The organism is Pseudovibrio denitrificans JCM 12308 (assembly GCF_001310815.1).
Taxonomy (GTDB): domain Bacteria; phylum Pseudomonadota; class Alphaproteobacteria; order Rhizobiales; family Stappiaceae; genus Pseudovibrio; species Pseudovibrio denitrificans.
Map to the genome: position 1 here is coordinate 1 of NZ_BAZK01000011.1, position 20,542 is coordinate 20,542.

The window sequence follows — 20,542 nt, forward strand, 5'->3', positions numbered from 1 at the left end:
CAGCCACTTGCGTATCGCGAGCGAGAATCCAGCGGTTCTCATCCTCCCCAATCAACTCGCCATGTGTCGCTTGTGTCGCGTAATCCGTAGGGCCGACCGCAACTGTGGCCCCGATCAGTGCACTGCGTTTCATTTGCTCAGAGATCTTGCGAGGATCTGCATGAGCGGCGATCTGTAGTGTATCTTCAGTGGTTATGTTCGTTCGGTAGCCATGTCCTATAGCGGCCATCCGGTGAAACCAGTTTCTGAGAAGACGACGCCCCTTGAACACTTGCTGCCGATCCATCTTCTCACGGAACCAAACCATATGAACCGCACTGAAATCAGCGATGCCGGGTGTATATCCGTGCAGGAAATCGGAGGTTAATCTGCTCTCCAACTGATCCAGAAACCGCTGCCATGTAGCCTTCGCATCTTCTCGTGTTGTCGGGATAAGGTGCTTATCAGACATCAGTTTCTTCTTGTCCTGCAGATATCCCGGAATAGCCTGCAAAGGCACCTGTTGAAGCAAAGCCTTGATCACACCGAGAACAGGTATGGAGGCCACGCAGGCAAAAAATACATCGGTCTCCAGTTCTTGAAGAAATGCGGTGAGGTCTTCGCTCTGTCCATAAGGAGATAACTGCGGGTTCTCTGAAAGTCGGGCAATCTCTTCGGCAATCAGAATGGTATCGCAGAACACATCCGCACCCTTCTGAGCCACTGGTATGCGCCGATACCCGCCCACCAATGGATCAATTGAGGGACGCGGAGGCGTCAGAGGGGCTTGCACGGAGGACCAGCTGATCCCGGTGTAACCCAGCATAAGCCGAATCTTCTCCGAATACGGAGAAACGTCTTTGTGATGGAAAATCATGAATATACCGCTGATCAGGAGGCAAACGGACGGAAATCACCATTTTTGGCAAGTGCTGTCTTGTAAGCCGGACGCGAACGCATCCGCTTCAGGTAAGCGGCAATCTTCGGGTACTCGCCCCCAAATCCGACCCGAACTTCGGTCACCTCAAGACAGTATCCCATCACGATGTCAGCAGCTGTCAGGTTCTCTCCGGCCAGCCAGGTTGAACGCCCCAACTCTTCCTCAATGTAGGAAAGCATACGCGTAACACGCGGGGTCAGATAAACACCCCGGACCTTGCCAACCACCGCAGACATGATAGGTCGCAAAAAGAACGGCACCTTGGAAACCATCCGCTTGAAGATCAGGCTATCCAGCAGCAGCGGCATAAAGCTGCCCTGCGTGGCGTGAAACCAAAACAGATATCGCGCCCGCTCAGCAGAACCCGGCTCAGGTCGTAAAACCGCATTGGGGTGCTTATCCAGAATGTAGTCGACAATCGCATTGGTTTCCGGCAGCACCACATCACCATCAGAGATTGTTGGCGAAGTACCAATCCGGTGCAGCTTCTTGTAGTCAGCTGGCGCAAGGTCCGTAGTCGTATCCCGCTTATACTGCTTGATCTCATAGGGAACGCCAAGTTCCTCTAGCAGCCACAGGATACGAATGCTCTGCGAGTTTCCAGATTATGAACGGTAATCATGCCAATCCCTTTGCGTGGTGCAAAAGGGGCAGGCCTTAAAGCTTCAGCAGCAGCTCGTAGAGCTTCTCGTAATCGTCCTTCGAAAGAGAGGAGGGCCCCATCTTCAACAGCTCCTCATCAGCAGAGCGGTGGGCTGCTCGCCCATCCTCAGTGATGCTGATAAAAACCGTCCTCTGGTCCTCTTCGCTGCGCTCTTTGGTGATGTACCCCTGAGCTACCAGCTTGTTCAAAGTACGCGAGACATTGGGACTGTCATCAATCATGATCGACTTGAGCTGGCCTACGGTCATGACGCCCGTTGGTGACTTATCAAGCCCGTGCAGAATGGTGAGCTGCAAGAGAGAAAGGTTCTGCCCGCTGATCAGGCGTTCCATCTCTGCCTTGCGTTCCTGAGCCGCGCACATGAGCAAAGCCATGGCTTTGTGCTCAATCTCCATATCTGAATTGATGATGATGTCCTTGTTGGCCAACCGCATCTCCTTGTCTGATGGAATGCTATTTCGCACAGAACTTCATGGTGTTGCAAGTTGCTGAGATGGCGAATGACCCACTGCGATGAACTTTGGCCTGTCCCCCTGTTGTCTTGATTTCAAAAGGGATCAGTGAAACCGGCGAAACCCGCCGTTCAGCTTCTTGATGTTGGGGGCAAGTGCTTGGTTGTCCCACTGATCTCCTGCAAAGGAGTAGCTCTGAGTAAATTAAGTGTCAAGGAATATAAATCCATGGACATTAAATTGCGACAGTTTGAAGCGAGTGAGAGAAAGAGACGATAAAATGAGAAAACCCCCGCAGAAGACTGCGAGCTGAAGGGGAATGTGGTTACTCAGCAGGCCACTTCATCTCACCCATCACCACTTTGGCACCAAGAGCAAGATCGTCCGTTCTGCGCTCTTCCAAAGCCGGAAACTCCGCTTTCATCAGGGTCACCAGATCCTCTGATGTCTTGGCAAGAGCTGCATTCTTCTCAACGGCAGCTACATAAGCCTTGGTGAAGGCGATGGAGCCCACTGTCTGGCTGTTGGTCTCACCCATAAAGTGCCCAGGGATCACGCGTTTAGGGTTCAGAGCCAGAAGATCATCAAGACTCTTCTGCCAGTCATCACGCTTCTTGGTCGTTGGATTATCAGCCTGCCAGATATGAGAGTTGTCATAGACCAACACACCACCAACCACCGTGCGTTCTGAAGGTACCCAAAGGCTGGTGTGAGTAGGGTCGTGTCCTTCAAGACCAACAATCTCGATCGGAGTTCCATCCACTTCAAGACTGTCTCCACCAATGGCATCTGGAACGATCAGCTCTTGTGGCGCATCTTCCTTCAGGATTGGTCCCCAAAAAGTAAACTTGCCCTCGATGGTAGCTTTGATTTTTTCTACGGTTGGCTGTGTCGCAACGATCTTTGCATCAGGAAAGGCAGCATGAAGCGCGTCCAGACCGAAGTAATAATCTGGGTCGCCATGACTGATGTAAATGGACGTCAGAGTCTTCCCGCTTTCTTTGATGAGCGAGATCAGATTTTCAGCATCGCTGCGCTGAAACTGCGCATCCACCAGAACAGCCTCGGTTGGCCCTTCAATCAAAGTGGAAGTAACGGGAAACAGACCTTTATCGCCCGGGTTATAAACTTCGAAGGTCAGTGCAGCAGTATCCTGAGCAAAGGTTGCAACAGGCGCAAGAGTAGCGGTTGCTGCAAGACCTGCAGCAAGAGCAAGTGACTTAATCATTTGTTTTCCTTGGGGTTAAGCGGCAGGGCTGACCTGCTGAATGGTGACAGAGAAACCCTTGAGGTTCTCTGCCAGTTGCTCCTGAGAGCTGTAAAGAAGCGTAGAAGACATAAGCATCCGTTCACCTTGAATGTCGGCCACCAGAGTAGGGACACCACTGGCATTCATCTGGTTCAAAACCATCTGTCCGTGAGCAACACGTCTGGCCGTTTCTGCTTCAACAGAAGCCATATGCCCTTGAAGCAACTCAGCTGCATCTTCAAAACCATTGCCGGAGAGCAAACTTACCAGAACACGAAGATCGGTGATGTCCTCACCGCCCACATACCGTGCCTCCTGAATGAGCTTCAAAGCCTCCGGTCCCTTGTCCGGTTCAACAATGGAACAAGCCGTCATAGCGAGCGTGGCAACCGTGGAATCCAGTAGTTGCCCATCTCCATTCAGAATCCGACTGCGATAAGCAGAGGAGAAGGTCTGCCCAGTCAGTTTGGCAATCCGTTGATCTGATGCCCAGGCATAAGAAGCAAACGAGCGATCCAACGGACGGGCACCAACCCCGGCAAACAGGCCAGCCGGGATCATCTCCACCTCAAAGCTCTTGGCTAGGTCTGCCAGTCGAGGGGCTGAGCCATAACACCATCCGCAGAGCGGGTCATAAATGTAGAGGAACGAGTGCGTCATTGGTTTCTCCTAACTGCGAAGAAACCTAGGGCAACTTGACTATCTGTAGAATGAAGATAATTTCTACACACTGTCTGTAAAATAAAGACAATATGATGAGCCTCTACAATCTCAATCGCCTCCGCCATTTTGTCGAAGTTGTCGAAAGCGGTTCCTTCACTGCCGCCGCGAAAAAGCTCGGCCTCGGCAAAGCCATCGTCAGCCATCAGGTCGCCAGGCTGGAAGAAGAGCTCGGTGCAGCTTTGCTTGTACGAACAACCCGTTCTCTCCAGGTGACGGAAGCTGGACAGCGGTTCTATGAAAGCGCCGCTGAAATTCTGGAACAAGCAGAACGTGCCGCACAAGAACTTCAGCAGGAGCAAGACGTCCCTAGCGGTTTGCTTACGGTGACAGCACCAGAAGATTACGGTCGATACGTCGTCGCCAAAGCGCTCATGCGCTTGCGAAAGAAACATCCCAAAATTCAGGTCAATGCGGTCTTCACGGATGAAAAACTAGACCAGCTCAAGGAGAAGATTGACGTCTCCATCCGTGTCGGTTGGTTAGAAGACAGCTCTGCAATCGCGCGCAAAATCGGTACGTTTCAGCAGTACACAGTAGCTTCACCAAGCGTGGTAGAAGCTCTGGGACCGGTTGAGAAACCATTGGACTTGCAAGGCAAACCATGGATCTATCACCGCAAACTGCCTTCAGAGATGACATGGAGATCTGAAGGCGGGGAGGAGGCACACTTTACGCTTCAATCCCCGGAGGTCACAGTCTGGAACACGCTCACCTCCCATGCCTGCGCACTTGAGGACGGTGGCATCTGTATTCTGCCATCCTTCCAGATACGCGATGACTTAGCCTCAGGCCGACTGCAACGCATCCTAGCCAAACTGGCATCAGAAAGAGGGCGGTATCTACGCGCTCTTCCCAAATAGCCGCTTCCGCCCAGCCAAAACCAAGGCGTTCGTGGAAGAGCTGATCAACGCCCATAGAGAAGTGCGGGATGTGTTTGAGGAGGACGTGTAAGTCTACACCCAAGTCTTCTGGTGCAGCTGACACATACGATTAATCAACCACTTACAGGCCGGAGCCTGTGATTGCTGCTTGCCCCAGACAAGGGAGACTTTGTTAAGAATGGCATTCTGCTGAAAGTCATAGGAAAGCTCCTTCAGCTTACCGGCCTTCACCTCATCATCACCATCTGTGCTGGCAACTCTGCCCAGCCCACACTGCCATGCACCATATTATGCGCCACACGCGGATTATCTGTAATCAGCAGATGTGGCCCTTTCTGGCGTGAGAACTCTGGGGAGTTTCGGTCAATCTCAGTCTCGGAGATGATCTGCCGGTAGCCACGCAAGTCCACCAGCCGTACCTCATCCAATCCTGCCAGTGGATGATCCTTGTGGCACACCGCTATTCGGCGCTCAAATCCAAGCCCGCGGAAGTGAAACCTTCCTTGTAAGGATGGCGCTCAATGATAATCCCCAGCTGAGCGCTTTCATCTGCAAGACGGGAAAAAACATCTCCGAAAGAGGTGGTCTGCACATGCAACTCCACCTTTGGAAACTGCTTGTCGAAGTCATGCAAAACTTCATTAATTGCAGAGACATAGGTGCCATACTCAAACACCACTTTCAGGCTGCCTTCCGCTCCTTCACTCAACGCTCCAGCCTTCACCAGAAGGTCCTGCCTGCTCTGCAAAATGGATTTTGCGTAGTCCAGCAAGGAAACGCCTGAGACTGTCAGCTCAGCCCGGTAACTGCTGCGATCAAACAGATCAGACCCAAGATCAATCTCCAGATTGGAAATCGCAGCACTTACAGCAGATTGCGCCTTTCCAAGGCGCCGGGCAGCAGCAGAAAACGAGCCCAACTCTGCGGCAGTTACAAACGCTTCCAACTGGTCAACACTGGGCATCCAACCTCAACACGATCTGAAATTCTGATGGAGTTCAACTTTACTGCATAGGTCAAACCGATCTTTATGTCATCCAAATTTCAGAACTGAGAGGAATGACCATGCAAAAAATAATCGGGCTGGCAACCGCAACAATGATTGGCTCACTCATGACTGCAGGTCTTGCAATGGCAGAAATATCGCCATGCGAAACCACGCTGCCAATCGACATCCCATCCAACTGCGATGCCATCACGGTGGTCAAACCAATTGAAAACCTGGAGAACTTCCGGGCACTCACCACACCGCAAAACGGTCCGGCTCTGAAGCCACAAATGGTCTTCCGCTCCGACCAGCTGGACAGCCTGACAGAAGCTGATCAGGAGAAGCTCAGTGCGCTGGGCATCGAAACTATCGTGGATCTGCGCGCACCGGATGAGCTGGACAAGCACCCCAACAAACACATCTCCTCCGTAGACTTCAACATCAACCTGCCAATCGGATCTGACCCGGCTGACATCGCCAAGATCATGCCTTTGGAAGTCGCCTCTCAAATCCGTCCGCTCTGGTTCAGTGGTAAATTTGATGAGATCGATCAGCTGCTGAAAGACCACAGTGTAGATATCTACCACACTCGCATCGACCGCTATAAGGACTTCGCTCGCAAGTTCACGCCGCAAATCTCTCGCTTCATGCATGTGCTTCTGGAAGAGCAAAACTACCCGCTGGTGTTCCATTGTGCAGGCGGCAAGGACCGCACTGGTTATGTGGCAGCGGTGCTGATGCTCTCATTGGGCTTCTCAGAGGAGGACGTGATGCGCGATTACCTCACCACCAACCTCTACACCTTTGAAGAACTGAGCAAACTGGTGGGAAGCGGCCCGCATTCTCTACGCCCGGCATTTGGTGCTCACAAAGAGCAGATCTCTGCAGCTTTGGACGCAGTTAAAGAAGACTACGGCAACTTTGAAAACTACCGCCGCGATGCGCTGGGCATCTCTGATGAGGAACTCGTCCGCATCAAAAAGAACCTGCTGGTAGACCCAAGTTAAGGCCTCCCAGCACCCCTCGTGCTGCCTTCCCCCAACGTTGGCGGCACGAGGTTTCTCAAGTAAGTTCCACGAGAGGCTCATTTGCACCTGAAGGCAGATCCAGCCTAGACTTCCCTTATGTTTTAGGGGAATTTCATGACTGTATTATCTTCAGCAATTGAACGCGGATATCTGGGATTTGCGTCCCACGAAGCCAAAGATAACTCGCCTATTTATGAAGAATGGGCGACTCACGTAGCCGGCTCGCCAATCTTCCACGATTTCCTGATGGCAATGCCGGAGGCCAAGCAGCAACCCAACCTCCTTTTCGCGGCAATCAGATGGGTCACAGGACGCGTTCCTGAAGTGGCAGAGCTGGATGAGACATTGCAACGACATAACAGAGCAATCAAACAAGAGATGATGATCCGCAGCACGCAGACCAACGAATCCGGACGCTGTGCAACTCTCCTTCCATTGCTCGCTCGCCTCCCACAACCACTTTCATTGATTGAAGTCGGCGCCTCCGCTGGTCTTTGCTTGCTGCCGGACCACTACGCCTACAATTACAACAACGGCGCACACACACTAGCGCCTGAGACGAACGCACCCGATACACCAGTGTTGCACTGTCAGGCGACTGGCAATGTCCCTCTGCCAACCAAACTGCCAGAAGTTGTCTGGCGTGCAGGGCTGGATCTGAACCCGTTGAACCTTCAGGATGAAGACACCGCAGCATGGCTCCAAACGCTCGTCTGGCCGGGGCAGGAGGACCGCCTATACTGCCTGCAAAAAGCAATCAGTGTTGCAAAGCAGCAGAAAGTCCAACTGGTTAAAGGAAACCTTCTCGAAGACCTGCCAGCCTTGCTGGAACAAGTTCCAACAGGCACCACACCAGTGGTCTTCCATAGCGCCGTTCTCAACTACGTTCGAGATACCACCAAGCGCGAAGTCTTCGTCGATCTGATGCTCAACTCCAAGGCCCATTGGATCTCCAACGAAGCACGCGGCGTCTTCCCACAGTTCGCCGATAAAGTCTCCAGCCCACGCCCTTCAGGTCGCTTCCTCCTCTGCGAAAACGGAGAGCCCCGTGCGTGGACTGGGCCACATGGCCAGTCGATTGATTGGATTGGGTAAACCTATCGAGCCTAACTCCCACAAAAAAGCCCGGCACTTTCGTACCGGGCTCTTCAAACTCATAAAGGCTGTTCAGCTTACTTGCAGAGGCTCTTGCCGACGCAGTTCAGGTCTTCGCAAGCTTCTTTAAGGCGTTCGATGATGCCCAGCTCACCTTCACGCAGCCACTTGCGTGGGTCGTAAAGCTTTTTGGTTGGGGCACCGCTCTCTGGATCGATCTGGTATTTGAAAGCATTGGCGTTTGCTTCCACATACGCACCAACTTTTTCAGAGAATGCGAACTGAGTGTCGGTGTCGATGTTCATTTTGAACACACCGTAGTTCAGGCTCTCTGTGATCTTGGATTTCTCAGAACCAGAACCACCGTGGAACACCAGTGCCAGCGGGTTCTCACCTAGATTGTGCGTTTCGCTCACCAGCTTCTGGCTTTCGCGCAGAATTTCAGGGCGCAGCTTCACGTTGCCTGGCTTGTAAACGCCGTGCACGTTGCCGAAGGACGCTGCCACGGAGAAGTGACCCAGTGGGTTCAGGCGGTCATACGCCTGCAGCACGTCTTCTGGCTGGGTGTAAAGCTTTGGATTGTCCGCTCCAATGTCTTCATCAGAACCGATACCGTCTTCTTCACCACCGGTAACGCCCAGCTCAATCTCAAGGCTCATTTCCAGCGGAGCCATCATCTTCAGCAGACGCTCGCTTTCAGATAGGTTGAACTCGATGTCTTCTGCAGAAAGATCCAGCATGTGAGAGGTGAACAGCGGCTTTCCGTGGGCTTTGTAGAACTCTTCGCCGTGCTTGATGAGTTCTTCCAGCCAAGGGATCAGGCTCTTGTCCGCGTGGTCGGTGTGCAGCACAACGCCAACACCGTAATGCTCTGCAAGCAGGTGCACGTGCTGAGCCGCAGAAACTGCGCCAAGCACTTTTGCCTGGAAGCTGTCCTTGATGCCTTTACCGGCATAGAACTGCGCACCACCGTTGGAGAGCTGAATGATAATGTCTGTATTGTTTGCAGCTGCTGCTTCAAGAACTGCGTTGATGGAGTCCGTTCCAACAACGTTCACCGCAGGCAAGGCGTATTTGCCTGTCCGGCATGCTTCAATCAGGGTTTTATAGTCTTCACCAAAGATGACGCCCGGCTTGAGCTTTCCCATGTTTATAGGCTCCTGTGTAACAGCAGATAGGGGAGGCAAAGTGCCTCGCACTGTGAACTGGCAACAAAGCCGGACCATGGCCTTGGCCAGTTGCCGCGCACACTACTCAGCAATACGCAGAACTACAACATTTCTAAGGGCATTCTGAGGAATTTAATGGATTTAAGAGGCAAATCACTGGCCTTAAGCGTAATTCCCTTCATGCAGTTTTCGTGTTTTTCACAAGTAGCAACAAGAACCACAACTTCTACGCAAGTTTCGCAGTCGACCTAGGGGAATCAGAGGACGGACTGTCCTGACATCACACGGGCGCTGATGCCAATTGGCATGGACTGCGTATCCCCCGCCAGAACCTCCAGCACAGGCCGCAACTCAATCGCGGACCCATACTTGCGCAGATGCGTCGAAAGCTCCATCAGCAAAGCTAGATCAGTGGACACCAGCGTGCCTGCACCGCAAGAGCGAACCGCATGCAGTAGTCCGCTCAGGTCCCCCTGTCCAAGTTCTGGAGAGATTGTGCCATCCGGCGCACCCTTCACCTGAGACGCGCAGATCTGGGGGAGATCGACAACGGAAACCTGCTCCATCTGCCAAGCAGAGCACGGGACGCAACCTGACTGCCAAACAGGTTAGGCGCATCAGAAACATCTAAAAACGCAACCTTGCCTGCAAACCCACCCAAATTCTGCGCAAAGTCTGGTGCCGCAAGCAACAGGTCAGATACCTCAAAACACTTGCGCGTAAACTTCGCTGTGATCTTGGCAAGTTCCTCCGATTGCTCGGAGAGCAGAGGCATATATGCTCGCTCAAACACCTTGGCGCAAAACGGCGATAGCACAGCCACGAAATCGTAATGACCAAACTGCGAAATCACTTCCTTCGCCAAGTCCCGCGCATCATCCAACTCATTGGAGCGCAAGGAAACGAGCCCACAACAGCTTTGAATACTAGGCGCTTCCACCTCATAGCCAGCCTTCTCCAGCAGATGCACAGCAGCTTTGATGAGGGAAGGGCGGAAGAGATTTGTGGTGCAGGAAACAAACAGGCCGACCCGGGCATCCTTCTTGTATTTTGGGCGTCGTTGTTTGGCCATAACAGCTGGAAGTCCTGCAGTCTTTTGAGCAATGCATAAATCAAATCACACAAAGACTGCCTGCCACACTTTCCGGGCCATCGCAATGATTTATCAGGGAGGCGCTATACAACACCCATAGTATCTAATCTGTGCCTATGTGTATTTTTTGTGCGTACTTGTCCAATGAAAACCAAGTGCTATCTATCACACAGAACACGACTTAAAACAATAAATCGGAAATTTGGAATGAACTTAAAAGACGTCGCACTGAGCCGCTATTCCACCAAGGAATTTGACCCAACCAAGCAGATCTCTGCTGAGCAGTTTGACCACATCAAATCCCTGCTGCGCTTTAGCCCATCCAGCGTAAACTCCCAGCCTTGGCACTTCATCATCGCAGATACAACAGAAGGACGTGAGCGCGTTTCCAAAGGCACACAGGGCATGTTCTCCTTCAACAACGGCAAGGTCCTGAACTCCTCGCACGTCATCGTATTTTGCGTAAAGACTGACATTTCTGACGAGTATCTGGAGCGTTTGCTGAAGGCGGAAGAAGATGACAAGCGTTTTGCTGATCCAGCAGTCAAAGAAACCGTAAAAGCAGGCCGCGCGACCTTCGTTGGCATTCACCGTGACCAGCTGAAAGATGCTGACCACTGGATGGAAAAGCAGGTCTACCTGAACATGGGAACCATCCTCCTCGGCGCAGGCGCACTGGGCATTGATGCTGTGCCGATTGAAGGCGTAGATGTCGAAGCGCTCAATAAAGAGTTCGGTCTTTCAGAAAAAGGCTACCGTGCCGTCGCTCTCATCGCTTTGGGCCACCGACACGAAAATGACTTCAACGCCGCCCTCCCAAAATCCCGCCTCCCAGAAGCCGAAATCTTCACCGAACTGGCTTAAGCGGCTTTACAATCCGCTCACTAAAGGGATGCCCTGCGCATCCCTTTTTTATTTGCGAAACAAAGCCTTATTTCTACCAAGGTCCGCGGGCACGTTGCAATCAGCAGATGAAATTCTTCTGTAATGTTGCAACCAATATCGATTTCTGAAGACACCCCAAATGACCATCAGACCCTACCGTGAAACTGACTTCCCCGATGTCCTGAACATCTACGCTGCGAGTAAGTTGGATGAGTTGATTTATGAGGAACGAAGCTTCCAATTGTTGCCGTTGGATCAGGATCAGAAGCGGTTGGAGGGGTTTCTGGCCTCGCAAGTGTTTGTCTATGAGCAGGACGGGGTGAAGGCGTATGCGGCGCGCAACCACTCTGAGATCACGGCGCTGTTTGTGCACCCGCGAGGGCGGGGAACTGGACTAGGCAAAAAACTGCTGCAATTCCTGTTGGACGGGATTGAAGGGGAGGCCGTGCTTTATGTGGCCAAGACTAACCACCCAGCCAAGCAGCTTTATGAGCGCCACGGCTTCAGCGTGACCAGCGAGTTCCTCACCGAGTACAACGGCACGCCCGTGCTGGCGAACAAGATGGTGCGCAAGGCTTAAGCCACTCACCAACATGCCGGCAATAAAAAAGGGCCGCAGAACTGCGACCCCCGATCTTTAGGATCTCTGGAATCCAATTATTTCTTGGAACCGTCTTTGTTGAACTGAGCGAGGTACGCAATAACGTCCTGACGCTGCTGTTCTTTCTTAAGACCAGCGAAAGCCATCTTACCTTTAGGGATAACTTTCTTAGGCTTGGTGAGGTAAGCGTCAAGAGTAGCTTCGTCCCAAGACTTGCCTTCTTCTTTACCTGCCAGAAGAGGTTTGGAGTACTTGTAGCCTTCGACTTCACCCCAGCCTGCACCAACGATACCGTTGAGCTGTGGACCTACCTTGTTCTTGGCTTTTTCACCAACAGCATGACAAGCCTTACATTTTTTGAAAACTTTAGAGCCCTTAGCAACATCGCCTTCCGCGAATGCCGCACCTGTGCTCACCAGCAATGCAAGCGCTGCAACGACGCCAAACTGCTTCATGTTTTAATCCTTCCCACTATATCCTAGAGATAACCGCGAATAGAGAACAACATAGTCTAACTCATGGGGCAGTTCCCATAGATTCGACGTTACCTTCGTATATATTGTTACGGCATATTGTCGCGGACGGAATTGATCATAAGCATAAACGCCTGAAAATAACTTGTTTTGAGTCAAACTCACGAAAATCTGAAGCCGTTGTTTTACGGGCCACAATAGACTTAATGCGGCTTTCTTCTTTGCATAAATTATGAGAGTCTCAGCCCCTGTATTTGGAAAATGCGGTTGAGTTCGTGGCTTGGAAATAAAGTTTCAAACCACGGTGCAGGAGGGAGGCCTGATGGCAGCGATTGCGATGCCAAAACCGTCGCAGGAGACACTAAGCAAGCGCTCCAGGATCGTGGCTGATTTGCAAAAAATCGTGCAGGAGAAGGTGTTATCTGCGATGAGATTGAGATGCGCCCCTATGAGACGGATGCCTTCACAGCGTACCGTCAGCTTCCGCTTGTGGTGGTCCTGCCGGAGACCGTGGATCAAGTTTCACGTGTCCTGAAGTACTGTTACGATAACGATGTGAAGGTGGTGCCGCGCGGTGCCGGAACGTCCCTTTCTGGAGGCGCATTACCGCTCGAAGATGGCGTTCTGCTCTCTATGATGAAGTTCAACCGCATTTTGGAAATCGATTTGCAAAATCGGGCGGTTGTGACCCAACCAGGTGTGACCAATCTGGGGATTACCAAGGCCGTGGAGGCTGATGGCTTCTATTATGCGCCCGATCCATCCTCGCAGATTGCCTGCTCCATTGGCGGCAATATTGCAGAAAACTCAGGCGGCGTGCACTCGCTGAAATACGGTTTGACTACTAATAACCTGCTTGGTCTGGAGATTGTGCTCATCACCGGTGAGGTGATCCGTTTGGGCGGTAAGCATCTGGATTCTGAAGCTTACGACTTGCTGGCTCTGCTCACAGGCTCAGAAGGCCTGCTGGCTGTCGTCACTGAAGTCACCGTCCGCGTTCTGCAAAAGCCAGAAACCGCTCGGGCAGCGCTGATCGGCTTCCCAACTTCTGAGCAAGCCGGCAAATGCGTTGCTGACATCATCGGCGCAGGTATCATCCCCGGTGGCATGGAGCTGATGGATAAACTCGCCATCGATGCAGCTGAAGACTTCGTGCACGCAGGCTATCCGCTGGATGTGGATGCCTTGATGATCGTGGAGCTGGATGGCCCGGAAGCAGAAGTGGATGATCTGCTTGAACGTGTCAGCACTATCGCAGAAAAGAATGGCTCTTCGTATCTGCGCGTTTCCCAGTCAGAGGAGGAGCGCAACACGTTCTGGGCCGGACGCAAAGCAGCATTCCCTGCAGTTGGCCGTATCTCGCCGGACTATTTGTGCATGGATGGCACCATTCCGCGCGCAGCACTGCCACAAGTGCTGCAAGAGATGCAGGAACTGAGCGAAAAGCACGGATTACGCGTCGCCAACGTGTTTCACGCTGGTGATGGAAACCTGCATCCACTCATCCTTTATGATGCGAACCAGCCGGGAGAACTGGCCGCAGCAGAAGAGTTTGGAGCAGATATTCTGCGCCTCTGCGTAAAAGTGGGCGGCGTACTGACCGGAGAACATGGCGTCGGCATCGAGAAACGCGATCTCATGCCGGAGATGTACTCAGAAGACGATCTCAAGCAACAGCAGCGTGTGAAGTGTGCGTTTGATGAAAAGCAGCTTCTCAATCCGGGCAAGATGTTCCCGGTCCTGCATCGCTGCGCAGAGCTCGGCTTCATGCACGTGCATCAGGCCAACTGCCATTCCCGGATATTCCGCGTTTTTAGATAAAACGCGAGACGAAAAGACAGAACAGGACGAAACCATGGGAGAGGGTTTCCACCCAACCACAGCTGAGGAGCTGGAAGCGGTTGTCAAATGGGCTGCCGCTGAACGAACCCCACTGGAAGTGATCGGCAGCGGCTCCAAACGCAACTGGGGCAGGGCGGTGCAGTCCGCGCATACTCTGCGCGTTGATGGCATCACCGGCGTTGTCGACTACGAACCAGCTGAACTGGTACTCACCGTCAAGGCTGGCACGCCTCTGCAAGAGGTTGAGGCCCTGCTGAAGGAACACAATCAGGAATTGCCGTTCGAACCTGCTAATCTCAGCGCTGTGTTAGGGGCACCAGCGCAGTCAGGCACCATTGGCGGTGTTCTGGCCACAAACCTGTCTGGCCCCCGCCGCCTCAAAGCAGGCGCTGCACGCGATCATGTGCTTGGTCTGGAAGCGGTCTCTGGCCGTGGTGAGATTTTCAAGGCGGGTGGCCGCGTCGTAAAAAACGTGACGGGATATGACCTCTCCCGCGGCTTTTGCTCCTCATGGGGCACACTGGCGGTCGCTACAAGCTTCTCCATCAAAGTGCTGCCTCGTGCTGCCAAAGAATGCACCTTTGTCCTGCTGGGCCTCACACCGCAGGAAGCTGCACAGGCCATGTCCGAAGCGATGGGCTCCTCTGCTGAAGTCTCTTCTGCGGCTCACTTGCCTCACGGCTTTTGCCCGCTTTCGCAGGAGCACTCCATCACCTTACTCAGGTTGGAAGGCATTCCCGTTTCCATCGACTACCGGCTGGACAAGCTTCGCAGCATCCTGAAACGTTTCCCGTCGCAGGAGCTGATCGAAGGGCAGGCCTCCCGCAAAACATGGGGTGATCTGCGAGATCTTGTCCCGTTTGCTGGTAGCAATAAACCGCTCTGGAAGATCTCAGTGAGCCCAACAGCTGGGCAGCAAGTGATAGCTGAGCTGGAAAAGCGCTTCGCCATCCGCTGGATGATGGACTGGGCAGGCGGTCTTGTCTGGGTGGAAATGCAAGGTGATGAGCCGCATGATGTGCCGCTCCGCCGTCTCATTGCAGAAAACGGAGGCGGGCACGCCACACTGCTGAGAGCAAGCGCTGAACTGCGTGCGGATGTTGATGTGTTCCAGCCATTGCCGGAAACATTGATGGGTCTTTCCAAACGCCTGAAAGCCCAGTTCGATCCGCACAACATCCTCAACCCGGGCCGTATGTACGCGGGGATCTAGTTCATGCAGACAAATTTTACGCCAGAACAACTCAAAGACAGTGCAACTGCCGTCTCCGAACAGATCCTGCGCAAGTGCGTGCACTGCGGGTTTTGTACCGCAACCTGTCCAACCTTCGCGCTATTAGGGGATGAGCTGGACAGCCCCCGTGGCCGTATCTACCTCATCAAGGAAATGCTGGAAAATGATCGTCCTGCTGACGCCAAAACCGTCAAGCATATCGATCGCTGCCTGTCGTGCCTGTCCTGTATGACCACCTGTCCATCGGGTGTGAACTACATGCATCTGGTAGATCATGCCCGCATTCACATTGAGCGAACCTATAAACGCCCGCTGCAGGATCGCTTGCTCAGATCTGTCTTGCAAGCCATCCTGCCCAAACCGGGCCGCTTCCGGCTGGCAATCGCAGCAGCTTTTTATGGCCGCCCATTTGCTGGCTCATGAAGAAATGCGGTGGCACCCTTGCAAAACTGGGCGCGATGCTGGCACTGGCACCAACCAAGTCACCCATGCCCTCCCAGTTTGTTGGGCAGGAAAGCGTTGCACCCAAAGTGCAGAAAAAGGGACGCGTCGCGATCCTGAAAGGCTGTGCTCAAAGTGTGTTGGCACCTTCCATCAATGATGCAGCCACACGCTTGTTGACCCGCATCGGCTATGAAGTTGTGTTCCCAAAGGGAGAAGGCTGCTGCGGTGCCCTAGTGCATCATATGGGCAAGGAAGAAGCTTCCAACGAGCAGGCCAAAACCAACATCGATGCATGGATGAGAGAGATGGAAGGTGAGGGGCTTGATGCCGTCATCATCACCGCGTCCGGCTGTGGCACCACCATCAAGGATTACGGCTTCATGCTGCGTGATGACCCGCAATATGCAGAGAAGGCGCAAAAGATCTCTGAGATGTCTAAGGATATCGTGGAGTTTCTGATCGAACAGGATCTGGGCGAAACCCAGCTTCAGGAGGAGCTGACCGTTGCCTACCACTCTGCCTGCTCAATGCAGCATGGTCAGAAGATCACGTGGCAACCCAAGAAGCTGCTCCAGAACGCGGGCTTTACTGTGAAGGAACCGCTGGAAGGCCACCTCTGCTGTGGTTCAGCGGGTACCTACAACATCATGCAGCCCAAAATCGCAACAGCTCTGCGAGACCGAAAGGTCGGCAATCTGGAAGCCACACACCCAGATCTTGTCGCCACCGGAAACATCGGCTGCATCACCCAAATCTCCAGCGGCACCCAAATCCCCGTCATCCATAGCATCGAGCTTCTGGACTGGGCCTATGGCGGCCCTAAGCCGGTGCAATTGGGTAAAATGTAAGCATGCTCATCTAAATCCCTCTCAAGTAGGATTGAGGGGGATTTGTGGGTCAGACTCCACCACCCCGACGTAAAACGTTCTCCTGATGAGCCTTTTCTGCTTCTTCGTACTCTTTCCGGATATGTGAAAGATCGCCAGCAGGCGTATTAGGATTTGCTGGATTTATTGGCTTCAGCTCAACGAGAACAGGGTTCGGTTTGTGATTAAGCATCGCGCCGGTATACGCGTCCACCCCTACGCCAATCACACCTCCTATCAGCGCATTGCCTGCCATGGCTGCTGCACCGCTTCCCGCGACTTCCGTGGTGACATGCACTTTCTGCGTTTTGTAACCTTCTTTGGAAACAGTAACGTTGAATTTTTCTTTGCGTGAAACCTTGAGTGTGCAAGGCGAGGAACTGCAGGTCATTCCAATGTCCGTCGAGATCTCTGCATCCTCTGGAGAGGCATAGATTTTGACTTTTTCACTCATACCGCGTGTAACACTGGCGCATCCTGAAAGGACAAAACCTGCTGTAAGAAATGATGCAATCAAGAAAGTCGTCTTCATCTCAATATTCCCGCCTTAGAAAATTAAACCGATACCTTTGGTATCGTGGGGGGCATGCAAACCTAAGAAATTTGATTCCCAGTGCACGTATGAGTTGATTTTCTGCCTTTCACAGTTTCAGGCAACTCCCGAAAAGGAATATGTTAAGCCGATGATTTTAGAGGTAAAAATCTACTAGGTTCTACCGACTCCCCAAAATCGAATGGATTGATTGAGGGGCAATGCAAGCCTCTGTAGCTCAGCAAGTTGAAGCTGCACAAAAGGCCCCCACCGAGAGGCTAAATTGCAAGCGGGCGACAACTGATCTCGGCGCAGATCATGTCTATGAGAAGTCTATGCTGGCGACATCTGCTCTGTTTTTACTCAGCCAGTTTGTCCCGCGCTGACTTCATTTTGCAGATCACGTTGCCACCCAACTCGCCCTCAATATGGCGCAGCTCCTTAGCGATATCTGGGGGCATGGCATCCTCTGTGATTTCAGGAGGTGTGGTGGAAGCAACAACTGCCGGAGTGTCCTCGGCAAAAACGAGACCGGTCTCATGTGCGAGCAGCAGCAGGCTCAGAATGCTGGCAAAACAACCCAGAGCAATCGCAGCAAGCGTATACCGGTTCAGTGGGCTGCTCTGATCCTTGAGGCAATCTTCCAGAACCACGCGGATCTGGCTGATGTCTTCTGAGTTGAGTGGTTCATCAAGCAGCTCAATGGGTGACCGTTCTTCCGCTGTAGTCTCGGAAGCCTCGCTCGCTGTTGAGGTCTCGGAAGCAACAGCCGGCTGCAAACACTCAAACACCGGCACATAGCCCATATCAGGGAGCCGGATCTGTACATGGTGCGCGTTAGGATGTTCTTCGTTGTAGGCACGCAAGAGCGTCCGCAAACGGGAGATGTTCACACGAACAATCGGATTCTCTCGCGGATTGAAGCCATCAGGCAGATTGAAGACCTTCTGGCCAATAATCTGTTCCTTCAGATCATCTTCCTGTCGGGAGAGTTTGCGTTCAACAAGAAACGTAAGAAGTGCTGTCAGCTTCGGGCTTCGCCTGAAGTTGGGGCTGGACAAAATGCTGGAAAGGGTCGCAACCACTTCGTCTTTGCTGGTGACTAGTCCATTTTTCTTGGCACTCATGCGCAGCACTCCCAAAACACATCGGTGTGGCCTGGGGGAAAAGCTCTCCCTCATTCAGATGGTAGCGACGGCACATTCATTGGTCCGGTGCCTGCATTCAAACAGACCCGTTTTTATGCTGCTTTGCCTATAGCTGGGGTAAGACAAGCAACTTGAAGTTGTTGCCTTATCTTATGTTCCACGAGACAGGAATGCAACAAAGGCACATACCTAGCGGACATAGACCTTTGCGCCAACAGGAACCATGTTATACAGCTCCGCCACATCTTCGTTGCGCATACGAATGCAACCGGAAGAAACAGCTTGCCCAATTGTCCACGGCTCGTTGGAACCATGGATGCGGTAGAGCGTGGAACCAAGATAAAGAGCACGTGCACCCAATGGGTTACGCGGACCACCCGGCATGTAACGCGGCAAGTTTGGTTGGCGTTTCAGCATCTCAGCAGGTGGGCGCCAATCTGGCCATTCCCGCTTGCGGGTCACCTTGTGAACCCCCGCCCATTCAAAGCCAGGACGCCCCACACCCACACCATAACGGCGCGCTTTTCCATTGGCCTGCACCAGGTAAAGATATCGTGATGTGGTATCAATAACCACGGTACCAGGTGCATGAGAGGTGTTGTAGCTGACGGTTGTCGGCAAAAACTGCTTCGGAATACGGCGGCTGTATCGGTTAGAAGTTGTCCGCTTCTTCTTCTGCTTGGCCGAACCACGCAGGCTCTGAACGGCCTTTGCCTGAGAGCGTGGGATCTGCACAACCCATGGATTGGAAAGGTCTGGGCTAAGCACAAGAGGAGGTGCAGACGCACGTGGCTTGTACTCTGCCTGTGCAGCTGTACCCAACGCACACATCAATCCACCCGCACTCAACAGGGTGACAAGCCAGCCCGCTTTACCTTTTACCGATGCCCCGAACATTCCACGCTCCTTTGGTCCTTGCCAATGGCCCGATGCCTGCGGGAAAACCTAGAAGTCGCAACTCTAGCAATCGTTAAAATTATCAATGTTATTTATGCGAGTTCAAACTAAGGTTAACCGATTGTTACTGAGTTGTGCGGCGAAAACGTCAAAATTATCCTTAAAAATCAATGCTGATAAATCTAAGGTAATAATTAACACTCTAAGAAGTATGTGAGAGATAGCCCGAGTGCAGGATTGCGAATCGTACCCATTAAAACCTATGGGTGCATGAGCGCGTCTGTGACCGGGAATGCTGTTTAATATCTGTAATTTATGGCCTCCTTTCGCAAACCTGTGCCAGTTTGCAAAAAGGTAAGGCGGCAAACAAAGAGGGCGCAACGTTGGGCAGGAATAACAGCGATGTGGCTTTCAGTGAGAAGCAGTTATGCTTCATGAGTTCGGGGTTGGGATGTCAGTTGTAAGAAAAACCTTTCGTGCGGAGGCTCAGTTCGGAGCGCACAATGCACGTGCCGAGATTGGATCGCCAATCCAGGATAATGGTGAGGCCGCGCGCCACCAGCAGGTGATGGAAGAAATCGCCAGCCTGAAGGAAATGCTGAGTTCGCCAGACACAGACCCACAGGAACTCTCGCGCCGCGTTGCGGAAGAGCTGCGTGAAGAGATCGGTGAAGCAGCCAAGCTCAAGCGCGAGCTGGACGCCATCTACGAAGCCATTGCCGAAACCAAAACTGAAATTGCTGCCCTCCACAACAAAGCCAGCGTCGATAACGACGAACGTGGCCGTGTAACGTTGGAGCTGGGCGCGATCGTTTCCGGTACTGAAGGGGCGACCGAACAGATCCTGTCCGCAGCCGAAGTTATCGACCAGAGCGCGGCAACCGTTATGCCGATGGTTCCATCTGAGCACGAAGGTCTGGTTACCGATATTCATGAGCAAGTGGTGTCCATCTTCGAAGCCTGTAACTTCCAGGATTTGACTGGCCAGCGCATCAGTAAAGTGGTGAACACGCTCTCCTTCGTGGAAGAGCGCATCATTCGCATGATCGAGATCTGGGGCGGTATCGAAAGCTTCAAGGAAATCAGCGATCGCATCAATGCGGAAAAAGAAGGTGACGACTCAGCTCTTCTCCATGGTCCGGCTCTGGATGTGGAAGCAGGCACCGTCACTCAGGACGACATCGACGCCCTGTTCGACTGATCCTCTCAAAAAGATAGATGCAGATGGCTTGCTATTTCGGCAAGCCAATGCTTTATATGAGAACATAACATAAACATTTTGGCGCATTTCGCGAACAGACAAACACCTGTTTGTGATGATACTGGTGCGCAAAGAAAATTGACAAGAAGGGCAAGGCA

At 52.6% G+C, this 20,542-nt stretch carries 22 protein-coding genes and 3 pseudogenes; 9 read left to right on the top strand and 16 right to left on the bottom strand.

Features of this window, described 5'->3' with window-relative positions:
* The 6 genes and pseudogenes from JCM12308_RS15635 to JCM12308_RS15655 form a co-directional block, all read right to left on the bottom strand.
* Positions 1-805: glutathione S-transferase family protein (locus JCM12308_RS15635; protein WP_244271919.1), on the bottom strand; the 805-nt coding region annotated here is incomplete at its 3' end.
* A 65-nt stretch (positions 806-870) separates the two neighbouring features.
* On the bottom strand, positions 871-1,362 hold the full coding sequence (locus JCM12308_RS15640) for a glutathione binding-like protein (protein WP_208978627.1): 492 nt from the start codon (positions 1,360-1,362) through the stop codon (positions 871-873).
* Positions 1,363-1,365: 3 nt separating this feature from the next.
* A pseudogene (locus JCM12308_RS31590) lies at positions 1,366-1,506 on the bottom strand (thioredoxin domain-containing protein); the annotation flags it as partial.
* A 70-nt stretch (positions 1,507-1,576) separates the two neighbouring features.
* A complete protein-coding gene (locus tag JCM12308_RS15645; RefSeq protein ID WP_054784389.1) occupies positions 1,577-2,017 on the bottom strand; it encodes a transcriptional regulator, SarA/Rot family in 441 nt (146 codons plus the stop codon).
* Positions 2,018-2,360: 343 nt separating this feature from the next.
* Entirely contained in the window at positions 2,361-3,263 is a 903-nt protein-coding gene (locus JCM12308_RS15650; protein ID WP_054784390.1) for an MBL fold metallo-hydrolase, read from the bottom strand.
* Positions 3,264-3,278: 15 nt separating this feature from the next.
* Positions 3,279-3,944, bottom strand: coding sequence for a DsbA family protein (locus JCM12308_RS15655; protein ID WP_054784391.1), 666 nt, complete (start codon positions 3,942-3,944; stop codon positions 3,279-3,281).
* Positions 3,945-4,039: 95 nt separating this feature from the next.
* Here JCM12308_RS15655 and JCM12308_RS15660 point away from each other — a divergent pair, with 95 nt between their 5' ends.
* A complete protein-coding gene (locus JCM12308_RS15660; RefSeq protein ID WP_208978628.1) occupies positions 4,040-4,867 on the top strand; it encodes a LysR family transcriptional regulator in 828 nt (275 codons plus the stop codon).
* A 93-nt stretch (positions 4,868-4,960) separates the two neighbouring features.
* Here JCM12308_RS15660 and JCM12308_RS30095 read toward each other — a convergent pair whose 3' ends face one another.
* Genes JCM12308_RS30095 through JCM12308_RS30105 form a run of 3 tightly spaced genes read right to left on the bottom strand, consistent with a single transcriptional unit; the run spans position 4,961 to position 5,852 of the window.
* On the bottom strand, positions 4,961-5,119 hold the full coding sequence (locus tag JCM12308_RS30095; protein WP_208978629.1) for a hypothetical protein: 159 nt from the start codon (positions 5,117-5,119) through the stop codon (positions 4,961-4,963).
* On the bottom strand, positions 5,116-5,346 hold the full coding sequence (locus JCM12308_RS30100) for a type 2 periplasmic-binding domain-containing protein (RefSeq protein WP_244271920.1): 231 nt from the start codon (positions 5,344-5,346) through the stop codon (positions 5,116-5,118). The genes JCM12308_RS30095 and JCM12308_RS30100 overlap by 4 nt, the downstream gene beginning before the upstream one ends.
* A 2-nt stretch (positions 5,347-5,348) precedes the next feature.
* Positions 5,349-5,852, bottom strand: a complete 504-nt coding sequence (locus JCM12308_RS30105) for a LysR family transcriptional regulator (protein WP_208978630.1) — start codon at positions 5,850-5,852, stop codon at positions 5,349-5,351.
* Between the two features lie 101 nt (positions 5,853-5,953).
* Between JCM12308_RS30105 and JCM12308_RS15670 the strand changes: the two genes are divergently transcribed.
* Together JCM12308_RS15670 and JCM12308_RS15675 are read left to right on the top strand one after the other, a co-directional pair.
* Positions 5,954-6,883: a tyrosine-protein phosphatase gene (locus JCM12308_RS15670; RefSeq protein ID WP_208609037.1), complete on the top strand. Its 930-nt coding sequence runs from the start codon at positions 5,954-5,956 to the stop codon at positions 6,881-6,883.
* Between the two features lie 135 nt (positions 6,884-7,018).
* Complete coding sequence (locus JCM12308_RS15675) at positions 7,019-7,999, top strand: DUF2332 domain-containing protein (protein WP_054784393.1); 981 nt, start codon at positions 7,019-7,021, stop codon at positions 7,997-7,999.
* Positions 8,000-8,076: 77 nt separating this feature from the next.
* On the opposite strand, the gene fbaA is transcribed toward JCM12308_RS15675, so the two are convergent.
* The 3 genes from fbaA to JCM12308_RS15685 all read right to left on the bottom strand — a co-directional run bounded on the left by fbaA (position 8,077) and on the right by JCM12308_RS15685 (position 10,240).
* Positions 8,077-9,147 (bottom strand): class II fructose-bisphosphate aldolase, encoded by a 1,071-nt coding sequence (gene fbaA / locus JCM12308_RS15680; RefSeq protein ID WP_054784394.1) that lies wholly within the window; start codon positions 9,145-9,147, stop codon positions 8,077-8,079.
* A gap of 278 nt (positions 9,148-9,425) precedes the next feature.
* Positions 9,426-9,686 carry a hypothetical protein gene (locus tag JCM12308_RS30110; protein WP_208978631.1) on the bottom strand — a complete coding sequence of 87 codons (261 nt, stop codon included), beginning with the start codon at positions 9,684-9,686 and terminating at the stop codon, positions 9,426-9,428.
* Positions 9,683-10,240, bottom strand: a complete 558-nt coding sequence (locus JCM12308_RS15685) for a heterodisulfide reductase-related iron-sulfur binding cluster (protein ID WP_208978632.1) — start codon at positions 10,238-10,240, stop codon at positions 9,683-9,685. The genes JCM12308_RS30110 and JCM12308_RS15685 overlap by 4 nt, the downstream gene beginning before the upstream one ends.
* A 228-nt stretch (positions 10,241-10,468) precedes the next feature.
* Between JCM12308_RS15685 and nfsB the strand changes: the two genes are divergently transcribed.
* Both nfsB and JCM12308_RS15695 read left to right on the top strand, forming a co-directional pair.
* A complete protein-coding gene (gene nfsB, locus JCM12308_RS15690; RefSeq protein WP_054784395.1) occupies positions 10,469-11,125 on the top strand; it encodes an oxygen-insensitive NAD(P)H nitroreductase in 657 nt (218 codons plus the stop codon).
* A 160-nt stretch (positions 11,126-11,285) separates the two neighbouring features.
* Entirely contained in the window at positions 11,286-11,726 is a 441-nt protein-coding gene (locus tag JCM12308_RS15695) for a GNAT family N-acetyltransferase (RefSeq protein ID WP_054784396.1), read from the top strand.
* A gap of 77 nt (positions 11,727-11,803) precedes the next feature.
* Here JCM12308_RS15695 and JCM12308_RS15700 read toward each other — a convergent pair whose 3' ends face one another.
* Positions 11,804-12,202, bottom strand: a complete 399-nt coding sequence (locus JCM12308_RS15700) for a c-type cytochrome (RefSeq protein WP_008552097.1) — start codon at positions 12,200-12,202, stop codon at positions 11,804-11,806.
* A gap of 340 nt (positions 12,203-12,542) precedes the next feature.
* On the opposite strand from JCM12308_RS15700, the pseudogene JCM12308_RS15705 reads away from it, so the two are divergent.
* The 3 genes and pseudogenes from JCM12308_RS15705 to glcF all read left to right on the top strand — a co-directional run bounded on the left by JCM12308_RS15705 (position 12,543) and on the right by glcF (position 16,588).
* Positions 12,543-14,037: pseudogene (locus JCM12308_RS15705) on the top strand (FAD-linked oxidase C-terminal domain-containing protein).
* Between the two features lie 38 nt (positions 14,038-14,075).
* The gene (gene glcE, locus JCM12308_RS15710) at positions 14,076-15,275 is read left to right on the top strand and encodes a glycolate oxidase subunit GlcE (RefSeq protein ID WP_054784397.1); all 1,200 of its coding nucleotides are present in this window, start codon (positions 14,076-14,078) and stop codon (positions 15,273-15,275) included.
* Positions 15,276-15,278: 3 nt separating this feature from the next.
* A pseudogene (glcF, locus tag JCM12308_RS15715) lies at positions 15,279-16,588 on the top strand (glycolate oxidase subunit GlcF).
* 49 nt (positions 16,589-16,637) lie between these two features.
* Here glcF and JCM12308_RS15720 read toward each other — a convergent pair.
* From JCM12308_RS15720 to JCM12308_RS15730, 3 genes are all read right to left on the bottom strand, one after another.
* Positions 16,638-17,138, bottom strand: coding sequence for a PEGA domain-containing protein (locus tag JCM12308_RS15720; RefSeq protein ID WP_054784398.1), 501 nt, complete (start codon positions 17,136-17,138; stop codon positions 16,638-16,640).
* A gap of 359 nt (positions 17,139-17,497) precedes the next feature.
* Entirely contained in the window at positions 17,498-18,265 is a 768-nt protein-coding gene (locus tag JCM12308_RS15725) for a helix-turn-helix domain-containing protein (RefSeq protein ID WP_054784497.1), read from the bottom strand.
* A 210-nt stretch (positions 18,266-18,475) separates the two neighbouring features.
* The gene (locus JCM12308_RS15730) at positions 18,476-19,183 is read right to left on the bottom strand and encodes a L,D-transpeptidase (RefSeq protein WP_054784399.1); all 708 of its coding nucleotides are present in this window, start codon (positions 19,181-19,183) and stop codon (positions 18,476-18,478) included.
* A 427-nt stretch (positions 19,184-19,610) separates the two neighbouring features.
* Between JCM12308_RS15730 and JCM12308_RS15735 the strand changes: the two genes are divergently transcribed.
* Entirely contained in the window at positions 19,611-20,384 is a 774-nt protein-coding gene (locus tag JCM12308_RS15735; RefSeq protein ID WP_008552149.1) for a protein phosphatase CheZ, read from the top strand.
* Positions 20,385-20,542: the final 158 nt, after the last annotated feature.

Bases quoted from the DNA above. Each gene is read 5' to 3' on its own strand.
- JCM12308_RS15645 (WP_054784389.1), bottom strand. From the start codon at position 2,017: ATGCGGTTGGCCAACAAGGACATCATCATCAATTCAGATATGGAGATT.
- JCM12308_RS15650 (WP_054784390.1), bottom strand. From the start codon at position 3,263: ATGATTAAGTCACTTGCTCTTGCTGCAGGTCTTGCAGCAACCGCTACT.
- JCM12308_RS15655 (WP_054784391.1), bottom strand. From the start codon at position 3,944: ATGACGCACTCGTTCCTCTACATTTATGACCCGCTCTGCGGATGGTGT.
- JCM12308_RS15660 (WP_208978628.1), top strand. From the start codon at position 4,040: ATGAGCCTCTACAATCTCAATCGCCTCCGCCATTTTGTCGAAGTTGTC.
- JCM12308_RS30105 (WP_208978630.1), bottom strand. From the start codon at position 5,852: ATGCCCAGTGTTGACCAGTTGGAAGCGTTTGTAACTGCCGCAGAGTTG.
- JCM12308_RS15670 (WP_208609037.1), top strand. From the start codon at position 5,954: ATGCAAAAAATAATCGGGCTGGCAACCGCAACAATGATTGGCTCACTC.
- JCM12308_RS15675 (WP_054784393.1), top strand. From the start codon at position 7,019: ATGACTGTATTATCTTCAGCAATTGAACGCGGATATCTGGGATTTGCG.
- fbaA (WP_054784394.1), bottom strand. From the start codon at position 9,147: ATGGGAAAGCTCAAGCCGGGCGTCATCTTTGGTGAAGACTATAAAACC.
- JCM12308_RS15685 (WP_208978632.1), bottom strand. From the start codon at position 10,240: ATGGCCAAACAACGACGCCCAAAATACAAGAAGGATGCCCGGGTCGGC.
- nfsB (WP_054784395.1), top strand. From the start codon at position 10,469: ATGAACTTAAAAGACGTCGCACTGAGCCGCTATTCCACCAAGGAATTT.
- JCM12308_RS15695 (WP_054784396.1), top strand. From the start codon at position 11,286: ATGACCATCAGACCCTACCGTGAAACTGACTTCCCCGATGTCCTGAAC.
- JCM12308_RS15700 (WP_008552097.1), bottom strand. From the start codon at position 12,202: ATGAAGCAGTTTGGCGTCGTTGCAGCGCTTGCATTGCTGGTGAGCACA.
- glcE (WP_054784397.1), top strand. From the start codon at position 14,076: ATGGGAGAGGGTTTCCACCCAACCACAGCTGAGGAGCTGGAAGCGGTT.
- JCM12308_RS15720 (WP_054784398.1), bottom strand. From the start codon at position 17,138: ATGAAGACGACTTTCTTGATTGCATCATTTCTTACAGCAGGTTTTGTC.
- JCM12308_RS15725 (WP_054784497.1), bottom strand. From the start codon at position 18,265: ATGAGTGCCAAGAAAAATGGACTAGTCACCAGCAAAGACGAAGTGGTT.
- JCM12308_RS15730 (WP_054784399.1), bottom strand. From the start codon at position 19,183: ATGTTCGGGGCATCGGTAAAAGGTAAAGCGGGCTGGCTTGTCACCCTG.
- JCM12308_RS15735 (WP_008552149.1), top strand. From the start codon at position 19,611: ATGCTTCATGAGTTCGGGGTTGGGATGTCAGTTGTAAGAAAAACCTTT.